The following is a 12,713-nucleotide window of genomic DNA, read 5'->3' as shown; positions in this document are numbered from 1 at the left end:
GAACGGCACACTAGGGCACGGCGAGAGTGTGCATGTACGGGTATTGTTCAGTACACAAACGAAACGACTGGGGAGCGTACATGGCCGCGGTGGACCTCACCACCCATCCCGGGCACCTCGCCCGGCGGCTCCAGCAGGCGCACTACCTGCTGTGGAACACGATGGTCTCCGAGGAGATCACCTCGCCGCAGTTCGCGGTCCTCAACGCGCTCGTCGCCGAGCCGGGCCTGGACCAGCGCACCGTGGGGGAGCGGGTCGGACTCGACCGCTCCACCATCGCCGAGGTGATCGGCCGGCTCATCCGGCGCGGGCTGCTGGACAAGGTCCGCGACCCGCAGGACGGCCGCCGCTTCCTGCTGCGCCTCACCGACGACGGCGTGCGCACACACCGCAGGCTGACGGTGCGCACCGCGCGGATGAACCAGGTCTTCCTGGCCCCGCTCGACGCCGGTGAACAGGCGCTCTTCATCGACCTGATCCGGCGGGTGGCGGACGCCGCCGAGGGGCTGCGCGATCCCGCCCCCTCCCCGTCCGCCCCGCGCTGACCGGACCGGCGGGGCCGGTCAGGCCGTCTGCGCGTACACCACCCACACCTGGCCGGGCGCGAAGTTCATCCGCCCGCCCTCCTCGGTGGTGAACGAGGTGCCGTCCCGCGCGGCCGGACGGTCCCAGCGCGCCTCGTACGCGTGTCCGCCGCGCAGCACGGTGGCCTCCCCGGAGCCCACCGTCTCGGTGTACGGGGTGTGGTTGCCGAGGGAGTCCCGGAACGCGGAGCGGCGCACGGTCACGTACTGCACGACGACCGTCGCGGGCGCCAGCCGTTCGCCGTCCGCGGTGAGCGCCGGGGCGCCGTCCATCGAGACCAGCCAGCGGTCGCGGTCGCCGGACCAGGTGAAGGTGAAGCGGGCCGCCGGCTGGCGCACGGTGACCTCGTCCTCGGGCTTGCCGTCCGCGGGCGGCGGACCGAAGCGGAAGCCGGTGGTCAGGGCGGCCTCGCCGGGCGGAGCGTCCATCAGCCGCCCCGGCCGCAGGTACAGGTTGTGCGGGGCGGACCGGTCCGTGCCCCGGGTGAAGGCACCGGGCGCCGACTCGGGGGTCACCGCCTCCAGCGGCGCCCGGTCGATCAGGGGCAGCAGCTTGCCCTGTGCGCCGGAGAAGGCCAGCACCGGCCGGTCGAACTGGCGCAGCAGCTCCAGATCGGACTCCCGGGCGCTGCGCACCGGTCCGACGGAGTCGGGGAGCCGGCCGGCGTACACCGCCATCAGCCGGCTCAGCCCGCCCTCCACCTGCTCGGCGTACACCACGTCGGCGGCGTCCAGGCCCGTCTGCGGCCGGGCGGCGCGGGCGTTGTCGATCTTCACGGCGAGCACCGGAGGGCTCTCCCGCCGGGTCTCCCCGGACTGGGCCGGTGACTCCCGGGACGATCCGCGCCCGTCGTCGCGCGGCCCCTGCGACACCGTGCAGCCCGCCGCCAGTCCGGCCGCCAGCAACGCGGCCACCAGCACCCTCGCCCCGGTGCCGCGCCGTCGGCGCGCCCTTCGCTCCGTGCTCACCGTCGCCACCGCGCCCGCCTCGCGTCATCCGTTGTCTTCATTGTGCGCTTTTCTGATAGTTGCTGGCCATCGCCGATCGGAGGCGCTTCCGCGCGGCGGCTTCCGCCGATCGGCTCAGTGACCGGTTCGGCGATCGGCGGTTCGGCGCACGGCCGCTCGGGTACCCGGACGCCCACCGCATGAGCGACACACCGGCCACCACGGAGGGAGCGGGCGGCGATGAAGGCACTGACCTGGCAGGGAAAACGGGACGTGAGGGTGGAGAACGTGCCCGATCCCCGGATCGAGGAGCCGACGGACGCGATCATCCGCATCACCTCCACCGGACTGTGCGGATCCGATCTGCATCTGTACGAGGTCCTCACCCCGTTCATGACCCCGGGCGACATCCTCGGCCACGAGCCGATGGGCATCGTCGAGGAGGTCGGTGCGGCGGTGCCCGACCTCCAGGTCGGCGACCGGGTCGTGGTGCCGTTCCAGATCGCCTGCGGCAACTGCTGGATGTGCCTGACCGGACTGCCCACCCAGTGCGAGACCACCCAGGTCAGCGCCGAGAACATGGGCGCGGCCCTGTTCGGTTACACCCGGCTGTACGGCGCGGTACCGGGAGCCCAGGCCGAGTACCTGCGCGTCCCGCAGGCCCAGTACGGCCCGATCAAGGTGCCCGAAGGGCCGTCCGACGACCGGTTCGTCTACCTCTCCGACGTGCTGCCCACCGCCTGGCAGGCGGTCGCCTACGCGGGCGTCCCGCAGGGCGGCAGCGTCGCCGTGCTCGGGCTCGGCCCCATCGGCGACATGGCCTGCCGGGTCGCCCAGGTCAAGGGCGCCGGACGGGTGTTCGGCGTGGACCTGGTCCCCGAGCGGCTGAACCGGGCGCGCGAGCGGGGCGTGGAGACCTTCGACCTGCGCTCCTTCGACAACGAGAAGGAACTCGTCGCCGCCATCCGCGACCAGACCGACGGCCGCGGCCCCGACGCCGTGATCGACGCCGTCGGCACCGAGGCGCACGGCAGCGCGGCGGCCCGCATGGTGCAGAACGCCTCGGCGCTGCTGCCCCGCAAGCTCAGCGGCCCGATGGCGGAACGCTTCAGCGTCGACCGGCTCGCCGCCCTGCACACCGCCATCGAACTGGTGCGCCGCGGCGGCACCATCTCGATCAGCGGCGTCTACGGCGGCATGGCCGACCCGATGCCCATGCTCACCCTGTTCGACAAGCAGATCCAGATGCGCATGGGCCAGGCGAACGTACGCCGCTGGACCGACGAGATCATCCCCTACCTCACCGACGAGGACCCGCTCGGCGTCGACGACTTCGCCACCCACCGCGTGCCGCTCGCCGAGGGCCCGGAGGCCTACGCGATGTTCCAGAACAAGCGCGACGGCGCGGTCAAGGTGCTGATGCAGCCCTGACCCACGGCTTGCCGTGACGGGGCGGGAGGCCGGGAACCCCGGCCTCCCGCCCCGTCACGACTACAGCTCCTTGATCCGGACGTCCCGGTAGGAGACGACGTCCGTCGTGCCGTGCACCTGCAGTCCGATGTAGCCGGAGGCGAACCGTCGCCCGTCCGTGCCCGGGTCGTCCGAGCGCGGCGGGGTGAAGTCCTGGCCGCCGGTGTTGTCGAACTCGTTGATCAGCACACCGTTGCGGTAGACCGAGTAGCGCTGGTCCACCACGCGGATCTCGTAGTCGTTCCAGGTGCCCTTCTGCGTCACACCCGCGCCGGCCAGGCCCACCCGGTCGAAGCCGTAGACCGAGCCCGTCTTGTACATGTCGCCGGTGGGTGAGTCGAACACCTGCACCTCGTGACCGTACTTGATGGCGACCCACTCCGGCCGCGACTCCTCCGGGTGGTCGTGGACCTGCGGGAACCGCACGAACACACCGGAGTTGGCGTTGCCGGTGCCCGGGGCGTCGTCACGCCACTGGAGCTTCAGCGAGAAGTCGCCGTACGTGCGCTCCGGGAACCACAGCATGCCGAGCCCGCCCCGGGTGGTGCCGGAGGTGATCGACCCGTCCGGGTTCAGCGCGAACGAACCGCCGCCCACCTGCTCCCACTTGGCGAACGACTCCTCGCTGCCGTCCAGGATCTTGCGGTAGCCCTCGGTTTGGCCGGGCCTGCCGATGCCGGACTGCCGGGCCGCCTTGTTGATCGCCCGGTACTCCCGCTGGTCGACGACCCCCTCCTTCTCGAGCCTGTCCAGCACGCTCTTCACGTGCTTCAGGAACAGCGCCTGCGAGGTCCACTCCTTCTCGTCCTCGATCAGCTCACCGATCCGGCACCGGTTGTCGGTGACCCGGTTCGGCACGCCCGAGTCGACCGTGCCGACGATCACCGTCAACCGCTCGTCGTATTCGGGGCAGTGGGGTGCGGGTACCCCGCCGTCCGCCACGACCGTGAAGCTCACCGTCAGCGGATCGGAAGTGTTCCCGGCCCGGTCGCTCGCCCGGTACGTCACGGTGTGCCGGCCCGCCCGGTCGACCACCACGGGCCCGGTGTACGCCAGGTACGGTCCGCCGTCGAGCGAGTACTCGATGCCCGCGACACCGGAACCGCCGTGCCCGTCGTCGGCGACGACGGTCACGGTGGCGTCACCGACGTAGGCGCCGTCGGAGTTCTTGGTGCCCGCCACGGTCACGCCGGTCGCCGGCGGGGTGGTGTCCTGCGGGGGAGCGGCGACGACCGTGAACTCCACGCTCCGCTCCGCCGCCGCGTTGCCCGCCCGGTCGGTGGCGCGGTAGCGCACGGTGTGCGTGCCCACCTCGTGCACCATCACCGGACCGGTGTACGGCTGCCAGGCGCCGGAGGCGCCGATCGCGTACTCGATGGTGTTGACGCCGGTGCCGGTGTCCGACGCGGTGACGGTGACCGTCGCCATGTCGATGTAGGCGCCGTCGCCGTTTTTCTCGCCGGTCACCGTCGCCGAGGTCTCCGGCGGGGTGGTGTCGTCCGACTGCGGGGCGACGACGGTGAACTCGACGCTCCGCTCCGCCGACACGTTGCCCGCCTTGTCCAGGGCGCGGTAGCGCACGGTGTGCGTGCCGACCCGGTCGACGACGACCGGGGCGGTGTACGGCTGCCAGGCGCCGTCGGACCCGATCGCGTACTCGATCCGGTCCACGCCCGAACCCTCGTCGGTGGCCCCGACCGTCACGCTCGCCGAACCGACGTACTGGCCCTCGGCGTTCTGCGAGCCGGTCACCCTCGCCGTGGCCTCGGGCGCGGTGGTGTCCTCACCGCTGCCCTCGGTCACCGTCAGGACGCCCTGCATCTCGCCGTGGCCGGGGATGGTGCAGTGGTAGAAGTAGCGGCCCGGGGTGAGCGTCACCTCGGCGGTGTGCCGGCCGCCCTGGGCGTCGGCCGGGTTGGCCAGGATGTTCAGCTGGACGTCGTCGTTGAACTCCGGGTCGGAGGTCACGAACGTCAGCGTGTGCGGCATCCCGGTGGTGTTGCCGGTCGCCGCGCTGTTCTCGAACACGATGGTCGCCGGACCGGCCACCGCGGTCGCCGGCGCGGAGGTGTACTCGGTGATGCCGTCACCGGCGGTCCAGGTGAGCACCTGCTCCGCCGCCGCGCCGGCCGAACCGGTCCCGTCGGCCGCGGAGGTCGTCGCCTGCAGGCCGAGCATCATGAGGAGGGCGGCCAGCAGGGCGGCCCACGTCCTTCGTTGCCGCATCACTCGGTTCCCCTCGCCAGCTGACCGGCGGCCGGGGTCGGCCCGCCGCCCGTGTAGGTGACCCGCCACAGCGCGGACTTGGCGTCGGAGGTGAAGAAGCCGCGCCCGTAGTCGAGGACGTACAGCGAGCCGTCCGGGCCGAATTCCCAGCCCATCAGGTTCTTGATGCCGTCGTTGCCGACCGGCACGATCTTCTTCAGGGACTCCGAGTGCACCGGAAGACCGCCGTCTCCTTGCGTCCTCGGGTCCATCAGCACCGCGTTGCGCGGCTGGTCGGTGTCGTAGAAGTCGCCGACGAACCACTTGCCGTCCCAGTACGCCGGCCACTTGACCTCGCTGGCGCTGTCGGCGTCGTAGCGGTAGACCGGGCCGTTCATCGCGGCCTGCCCGCCGCCCTTGAGCCAGGGCAGCCGGTACGTGGCCTCGTCCTGCTCGTACGACGGGACGCCGCTGCCGTCGCGCGGGTAGTCCGGGCCGCCGCCCTGCGGCGAGTACCAGATGTTGTTGCCGGTCACCGGCGGCAGGTTGACCAGGCCGTCGTTGTTCGGCGACTCGTTCTTCGGGGCGTCGCAGTCGTACCAGCCCAGCGGCTGCGACGGATCGGGCAGGTTGCGGTCCCGGTAGGGCTGCTTGTTGCCCATGCAGTACGGCCAGCCCCGGTTGGACGCCTCGGTGATCACGGCGAACGTGTCGTACTTCGCCGGACCCCAGGTCGGCGAGGGGGAGCCGGCGTCCGGGCCGACCCAGCCCGCGTACAGGGTGTCGGTCTTCTGGTCGACGGAGATGCGCGCCGGGTTGCGGACGCCCATCACGTAGATCTCGCCGCGCGTCTTGCCACCGCCCTCGGCGGTCTCCTTCCCGGTGAACAGGTTGCCCTCGGGCAGCGTGTACGTGCCGTCCGGCTCCGGGTGGATGCGCAGGATCTTGCCGTTGAGGTTGTTGGTGTTGCCGGCGGTGCGGCGCGCGTCGGCGAAGGACACGCCCTTGAAGTTGGGCTCCGGGTTGTTGCCCGAGTAACCGCCGCTGAAGCCACTGGAGTTGTTGTCACCGGTGGCGATGTACAGGTTGCCCTTGGAGTCCCAGGCCATCCCGCCGCCCGCGTGGCAGCAGCTGTGGATCTGCACCGGCCACTTCAGCAGCACCTTCTCGCTGCCCGGGTCCAGCTTGCCGGTGGCCCGTTCGAGCGTGAAGCGGGAGACCCGCCGCTCGGCCATGTGCGTGTCCCGGTCGATTCCGGAGTGCGGTGTGTAGTGCAGGTACACCCACCCGTTCTGCTCGAACCCCGGGTCCAGCTCGATGCCGAGCAGGCCCTCCTCGACCTTGCGCAGCTCGTCGCCGCCGCCCTTGTTGCCGAAGACGGTGAGCGCCCCGGCGAGGGTGACCTGCTTGGTCCTGGGGTCGTAGACGTGGATCTCGCCCGTGCCCTTGCCGATGTCCGGGTCGTTCCAGTCGGTGACGACGGGCTGCGAGGAGTCGGCGCCGCCCCGGCCGATGAAGAAGACGCGGCCGTCGGGTGCGGTGACCAGGCCGTGCGGTTCGCCGATCTGGTCGTTCAGGCCCGGCCGGTTGGGCCGGGTGAGCCGCTCCGCCTCGTAGTTGCCGGTGATGGTGGCCTTGCAGTCGGCCTGCACCAGCCGGGTCGTCCACAGCAGGGCGCCGCGCAGATGGTCACGGAAGTCGGTCTCGTCGTACGACGACACCGTGCCGCCCATGCCGGTGTAGAAGGACCGGCCGCCGTCGTAGTCACGGCACCAGCTCACCGGGTGGTCCCAGCCGTGGGCGCCCGCGCCGGGCGCGTACGTCGACTCGCGCACCCTGGCGACCGTGTGCACGTCGCCGGACGGGTTCTTCACCCAGTTCAGCCACTTGTCGGGCCGCTTCCACTCCATCGGAAGGCCCTTGGTCGCCGGATGCGCCCGGTCGCCGACCTCGACCGTCGCCCGCTGCACCGTGCCCGGACTCGACGCGGCCGGGCGCGCGCCGATCAGGCCGGTGAACCAGTCCGAGTACGGTTCCGCGCGGGCCGCGTCGTGCAGACCGACGAAACCGCCGCCGGCCTCCATGTACGCCTCCAGGCCCGCCTCCTGGTCCGGGTCGAGGACGTCCCCGCCGCCGGTCAGGAACACGACGGCGTTGAACCGCCCCAGCTTCCTGGCGTTGGTGAAGACCGAGGCGTCGTCCGTGGCCGTGACCTTGAACCGCTGGTCGGCCGGGCCGGACAGACCGATCTTCTCGATCGCCGCGATCCCGGCGTTCACCAGCGGCGACTCCTCACCGCCGGCCGCGGAGCCGTGGAACAGCAGCACGCGTACGTTGGCGCCGCCCGGGGGCGACGTGATGGACATCGTTGTCAGGGACGGATCCGGGGCCGGGTGCGCGCCGGCGGCGGGACCCGACAGCAGCCCGGCGACGACGGCACCGGCGGTCACGGCGGCCGCCCGGGCGCGTCGTCCCGTTCTCGTCCTTCGTGCGCCCGTGGCGCTCGACGTGCTCAACCTTCGTAAGCGCATGGGTTCTTGATGCGATGTGGACCGCACGTGGCCACCCACCCCTCCTCGGTCGCGGCGACAGCGTCAAGGAAGCTAGACCTCTTTGCGTCACACGCCAATACCTATCGCAGCAATGCAACGAACTTTGTCCTGAGTGTGGATAAACCACGGGGCGGCCGCTACGGTTTCACAGGTTCATGACAGCCACCTGGGGAGTTCGGCATGGACAGACGCGGTTTCAACCGGCGGGTACTGCTGGGCGGCGCCGCCGTCGCGACATCGTTGTCCGTCGCGCCCGAGGCCGTGAGCGCGGCCGCGCCGGCGAAGACCGCGCCCGCCGGCGGCGAGGTGCGGCGCGTCAAGATGTACGCGGAGCGGCTGGACGGCGGACGGATGGGCTACGGCCTCGAGAGGGGCAAGGCGTCCGTCCCCGGCCCGCTGATCGAGCTCAACGAGGGCGACACCCTGCACATCGAGTTCGAGAACACCATGGACGTGCCCGTGAGCCTGCACGTCCACGGCCTGGACTACGAGATCTCCAGCGACGGCACCAGACAGAACAGGAGCGACGTCGAGCCCGGCGGCACCCGCACCTACACCTGGCGCACCCACAAGCCCGGCCGCCGCTCGGACGGCACCTGGCGTGCGGGCAGCGCCGGCTACTGGCACTACCACGACCACGTCGTCGGCACCGTGCACGGCACCGGCGGCATCCGGAACGGGCTGTACGGCCCGGTGATCGTCCGCCGCAAGGGCGACGTCCTGCCCGACGCGACCCACACCATCGTCTTCAACGACATGTCGATCAACAACAGGCCCGCCCACACCGGCCCGGACTTCGAGGCCACCGTGGGCGACCGCGTCGAGATCGTCATGATCACGCACGGCGAGTACTACCACACCTTCCACATGCACGGTCACCGCTGGGCCGACAACCGCACCGGCATGCTCACCGGACCCGACGACCCGAGCCAGGTCATCGACAACAAGATCTGCGGCCCGGCCGACTCCTTCGGCTTCCAGATCATCGCGGGGGAGGGCGTCGGAGCGGGCGCCTGGATGTACCACTGCCACGTCCAGAGCCACTCGGACATGGGCATGGTCGGCCTGTTCCTGGTGAAGAAGCCGGACGGCACCATCCCGGGGTACGACCCGCACGAACACGCCCACGGGGCCGCCGCCGAGGAGGACCACGAGCACGGTCACTGACGCGCCGGACGTGATCCGAGAGCGCTCTCGCCCGTGGCCGCACCGGGGCTATCCTGTCCCGCAGCCGCAGGTGAGGAGCCCCGAAGTGACCGACACAGTGCCGCGTCCCACGCTGGAGGCCGTGGCCGCGCGGGCCGGCGTCTCCCGGGCCACGGTCTCCCGCGTCGTCAACGGCTCCGACGGGGTGCGGGAACGCCTGGCGGAGCGGGTGAGGAGGGCGGTGGAGGAACTCGGGTACGTGCCGAACCAGGCCGCCCGCAGCCTGGTGACGAAGCGGCACGACGCCATCGCCGTCATCGTCGCCGAACCGGAGACCCGGGTCTTCGCCGACCCCTTCTTCGCTCGGCAGCTGCGCGGCATCAGCAAGGAGCTGACGGCCCACGACAACCAGCTCGTCCTGCTGCTCACCGAGGACCGCGACGACCACGCGCGCGTCGGCCGCTACCTGGCCGGCGGACATGTCGACGGCGCGCTGGTGTTCTCCCTCCACATCGACGACCCGCTGCCCGAACTGATCCAGCGGGCCGGTCTGCCGACGGTGTACGGCGGCCGCCCCGACTGGAACGGCGGCCGACGCGGCGTCCCCTACGTCGACAGCGACAACCGGGGCGGCGCCCGCGACGCCGTACGGCATCTGCTCGGCCTCGGCCGCCGCCGCATCGCCCACATCACCGGCGCCCTCGACCAGACCGCGGCGGTGGACCGGCTCGACGGCTTCCGGGACGTCATGACCGGCGCCGATCCCCGGCTGGTCGTGGAGGGCGACTTCACCCCGGCCGGGGGCGAGCGGGCGATGCGCCGGCTCCTCGACCGCTGCCCGGACCTGGACGCGGTGTTCGCCGCCAACGACCTCACGGCGGCGGGCGCCCTGCGCGTGCTGCGCGAGCACGGGCGGCGGGTGCCGGACGACGTGGCGGTCGTCGGCTTCGACGACATGCTGCCGATCGCCGAACAGACCGACCCGCCGCTCACCACGGTCCGCCAGGACATCGAGGAGATGGGCCGGCTGATGGCCCGCCTCCTCCTGCGCGGCCTGGACGGCACCACCACGTCCGACGAGAACGTCGGCGGCCCCCCGCCCGGCGTGATCTTCCCGACGACCCTGATCCGCCGAGAGTCCGCCTAGGAGCCCCGCGATCCGCAGCCCCGCGATCCGCGGGCAGTCGTGCCTCCCCCGTCCCCGCGGGCAGTCGTGCCGCTGGGGCGGCACGGGTGGGCGCGACGGCGCCCCGCAAGCGCCGGGCCGCGCGCCCCCCCGGCCCGCACTCACGCGGGCATCCGGCAAGGCACCGGGCCGCGCGACCCCCCCCGGCCCACACCCACGCGACGGCACCCCGCAAGCCCCGGCCCACGGACCCGTGACACACCCGTCCGGGTGCTCCGTCGGCGCCGGCCGGCCGGCCGGTGGAAGACTCCGCGGAGCAGGCGACGGGACCCCTCCAAGGAGGCAGCATGCTCACCACCCGCTTCGTCGACGGCGCCCCGAACTGGATCGACGTCGGCACCCCCGACATCGAGGGCGCCGCGTCCTTCTACGGCGGCCTGTTCGGCTGGGAGTTCACCTCGGCGGGCCCCGACGCCGGCGGCTACGGCTTCTTCCGGCTGGCCGGACGGATCGTCGCGGGCGGTACGCGGACCGCACCGGAGCAGGGCCCGCCCGCCTGGACCGTCTACTTCCGGAGCCCCGACGCGGACGCCACGGCGGAGACCGCCCGACGGACCCGGGGCAGCGTGCCCGTGCCGCCCGTGGACGTGCTGGGGCAGGGCAGGGCGGCCGTCCTCGCCGACCAGGCGGGCGTCCCCTTCGGCATCTGGGAGCCCGCGCTGCGCAAGGGCATCGAGGCGGCCGGCGAGGTCGGCTCGCTGTGCTGGGTCGAGCTGTACACCCCGGACATCGCCCGCGCCGCCGCGTTCTACCACTCCGTCCTCGGCTGGGAGACCTCGGCGGTGACCTTCCCCGGCGGCGTCTACACCTCCGTCAACCCCGCCGGGACGGGCGAGGAGGGCATGTTCGGCGGGCTGGTCCCGCCGGCCGACGACCCCACCGGGGCGGAGTCCGGCCGGCCCCACTGGCTGCCCTACTTCGGGGTGGACGACACGGACGCCGTCGTCGCCAGGGCCGTCGGGCTGGGCGGCAGGGTGCGGCTGCCCGCCACCTCCCTCGCCGGCGTCGGCCGACTGGCCCGCCTGGAGGACCCGTACGGCGCACGGTTCGCCGTCCTCAAGGGTGATCCGCGCGAGACCTGACCCACCCGGCGCGCCGCCGTGCGCGCCGGGTGCCCCGGCGTCATCATCATGCGGTCGCGGAGGGCCCGGGGCCCTGCGTTGATCCCGCGTTGATCGAACGTTTTTCGCCGCACGGCAGGCTTTCGGTCATGCACACCGAAACGATCCCGTCGCCCGACCTGGCCTGGCAGGAGGAGGCGCTGTGCGCGCAGACCGGGGGAGACTTCTTCTTCCCCGAGCCGGGCAGCTCGGTCCGCGAGGCCAAGCGGATCTGCGGCCTCTGCCCGATCCGCGCGACGTGCCTCGAGTACGCCCTGGTCAACGACATGCGCTTCGGCGTCTGGGGCGGCATGTCCGAGAAGGAACGCCTGGAACTGCGCCGCACCGCCCGGTAGGTTCCGGCGTCAGCCGTGCTTCGCGCGGGCTGCCATCCGGGCCTTGCGGGCCGCCAGCTTCTCGTCGAACTTCGCGGCCTCCGCGTCCAGGCCGCCCATGAACACGCCCAGTTCCTCCTGGGCCTTGAGGCCCTCGGGACCCAGCCCGTCGATCTCCATGATCTTCAGGAAGCGGAGCACCGGCTGGAGCACGTCGTCGTGGTGGATGCGCAGGTTGTAGACTTCGCCGATGGCCATCTGCGCGGCCGCCCGCTCGAACCCGGGGATGCCGTGGCCGGGCATCCGGAAGTTCACCACGACGTCGCGCACCGCCTGCATCGTGAGGTCCGGGGTCAGTTCGAACGCCGACTTGAGCAGGTTGCGGTAGAAGACCATGTGCAGGTTCTCGTCGGTCGCGATGCGGGCCAGCATGCGGTCGCAGACCGGGTCACCGGACTGGTGGCCGGTGTTGCGGTGCGAGATGCGGGTGGCCAGCTCCTGGAAGGCGACGTAGGCGATCGAGTGGAGCATCGAGTGCCGGTTGTCCGACTCGAAGCCCTCGCTCATGTGCGCCATGCGGAACTGCTCCAGCTTGTCCGGGTCCACCGCCCGCGAGGCGAGCAGGTAGTCCCGCATCACGATGCCGTGCCGGCCCTCCTCGGCCGTCCAGCGGTGCACCCAGGTGCCCCAGGCACCCTCCCGGCCGAACAGCGTGGCGATCTCGTGGTGGTAGCTGGGGAGGTTGTCCTCGGTCAGCAGGTTCACCACCAGGGCGATCCGGCCGACCTCGGTGACCTTCGACTGCTCCTTGTCCCAGGCCTCGCCGTCCTCGAAGAAGCCCGGGAAGTTACGGCCGTCGCTCCACGGCACGTACTCGTGCGGCATCCAGTCCTTGGTGACCTTCAGATGCCGGTTGAGCTCCTTCTCGACCACTTCCTCCAGTGCGTACAACAGCCGGGCGTCGGTCCAGACCGAGGGGCTGCCGAGGTGGGGAGAAGTGAGCGACACGGGTGACTCCATGGGGACGGTGACATGCGGAAGGCCCGGCGAGCGGGCCGGGAACCTACGGAATCGTAGGCTACGTAGCCGTAGGTTACGTAGCCGTAGGTTAAGGGTGCCGTAAAGAGGGCTGATCAGCGGGGGTCCCTCCGGGTGTCGTCCCGCCCCGGAGCCGCAGGTCGCTGCAC

At 71.7% G+C, this 12,713-nt stretch carries 10 protein-coding genes; 6 read left to right on the top strand and 4 right to left on the bottom strand.

Features of this window, described 5'->3' with window-relative positions; translation table 11 throughout:
* The first annotated feature begins 80 nt into the window (after positions 1-80).
* A complete protein-coding gene (locus tag ACFY3N_RS14050) occupies positions 81-545 on the top strand; it encodes a MarR family winged helix-turn-helix transcriptional regulator (protein WP_390816914.1) in 465 nt (154 codons plus the stop codon).
* An 18-nt stretch (positions 546-563) separates the two neighbouring features.
* On the opposite strand, the gene ACFY3N_RS14045 is transcribed toward ACFY3N_RS14050, so the two are convergent.
* On the bottom strand, positions 564-1,562 hold the full coding sequence (locus ACFY3N_RS14045) for a DUF3048 domain-containing protein (RefSeq protein WP_390816913.1): 999 nt from the start codon (positions 1,560-1,562) through the stop codon (positions 564-566).
* A gap of 210 nt (positions 1,563-1,772) precedes the next feature.
* Between ACFY3N_RS14045 and ACFY3N_RS14040 the strand changes: the two genes are divergently transcribed.
* On the top strand, positions 1,773-2,963 hold the full coding sequence (locus ACFY3N_RS14040) for a zinc-dependent alcohol dehydrogenase (RefSeq protein WP_390816912.1): 1,191 nt from the start codon (positions 1,773-1,775) through the stop codon (positions 2,961-2,963).
* Between the two features lie 60 nt (positions 2,964-3,023).
* Here the strand turns inward: ACFY3N_RS14040 and ACFY3N_RS14035 are convergent, their stop codons facing one another.
* Both ACFY3N_RS14035 and ACFY3N_RS14030 read right to left on the bottom strand, forming a co-directional pair.
* Entirely contained in the window at positions 3,024-5,228 is a 2,205-nt protein-coding gene (locus ACFY3N_RS14035) for an OmpL47-type beta-barrel domain-containing protein (protein ID WP_390816911.1), read from the bottom strand.
* Positions 5,228-7,657: a ThuA domain-containing protein gene (locus ACFY3N_RS14030; RefSeq protein WP_390816910.1), complete on the bottom strand. Its 2,430-nt coding sequence runs from the start codon at positions 7,655-7,657 to the stop codon at positions 5,228-5,230. Before ACFY3N_RS14030 ends, ACFY3N_RS14035 begins: the two co-directional genes overlap by 1 nt.
* Positions 7,658-7,939: 282 nt before the next feature.
* Here ACFY3N_RS14030 and ACFY3N_RS14025 point away from each other — a divergent pair, with 282 nt between their 5' ends.
* From ACFY3N_RS14025 to ACFY3N_RS14010, 4 genes are all read left to right on the top strand, one after another.
* Positions 7,940-8,926 carry a multicopper oxidase domain-containing protein gene (locus ACFY3N_RS14025; RefSeq protein WP_390816909.1) on the top strand — a complete coding sequence of 329 codons (987 nt, stop codon included), beginning with the start codon at positions 7,940-7,942 and terminating at the stop codon, positions 8,924-8,926.
* 85 nt (positions 8,927-9,011) lie between these two features.
* Positions 9,012-10,052 (top strand): LacI family DNA-binding transcriptional regulator, encoded by a 1,041-nt coding sequence (locus ACFY3N_RS14020; protein WP_390816908.1) that lies wholly within the window; start codon positions 9,012-9,014, stop codon positions 10,050-10,052.
* 326 nt (positions 10,053-10,378) lie between these two features.
* Positions 10,379-11,173 carry a VOC family protein gene (locus ACFY3N_RS14015; protein ID WP_390816907.1) on the top strand — a complete coding sequence of 265 codons (795 nt, stop codon included), beginning with the start codon at positions 10,379-10,381 and terminating at the stop codon, positions 11,171-11,173.
* 128 nt (positions 11,174-11,301) lie between these two features.
* On the top strand, positions 11,302-11,547 hold the full coding sequence (locus ACFY3N_RS14010; protein WP_390816906.1) for a WhiB family transcriptional regulator: 246 nt from the start codon (positions 11,302-11,304) through the stop codon (positions 11,545-11,547).
* 9 nt (positions 11,548-11,556) lie between these two features.
* Here ACFY3N_RS14010 and ACFY3N_RS14005 read toward each other — a convergent pair whose 3' ends face one another.
* The gene (locus ACFY3N_RS14005) at positions 11,557-12,534 is read right to left on the bottom strand and encodes an acyl-ACP desaturase (protein ID WP_390816905.1); all 978 of its coding nucleotides are present in this window, start codon (positions 12,532-12,534) and stop codon (positions 11,557-11,559) included.
* Positions 12,535-12,713 lie beyond the last annotated feature (179 nt).

Source organism: Streptomyces sp. NPDC000348 (assembly GCF_042898795.1).
GTDB lineage: Bacteria > Actinomycetota > Actinomycetes > Streptomycetales > Streptomycetaceae > Streptomyces.
The sequence above is the reverse complement of the archived record's forward strand: the minus strand, read 5'-3'. Positions and strand labels throughout refer to the sequence as shown.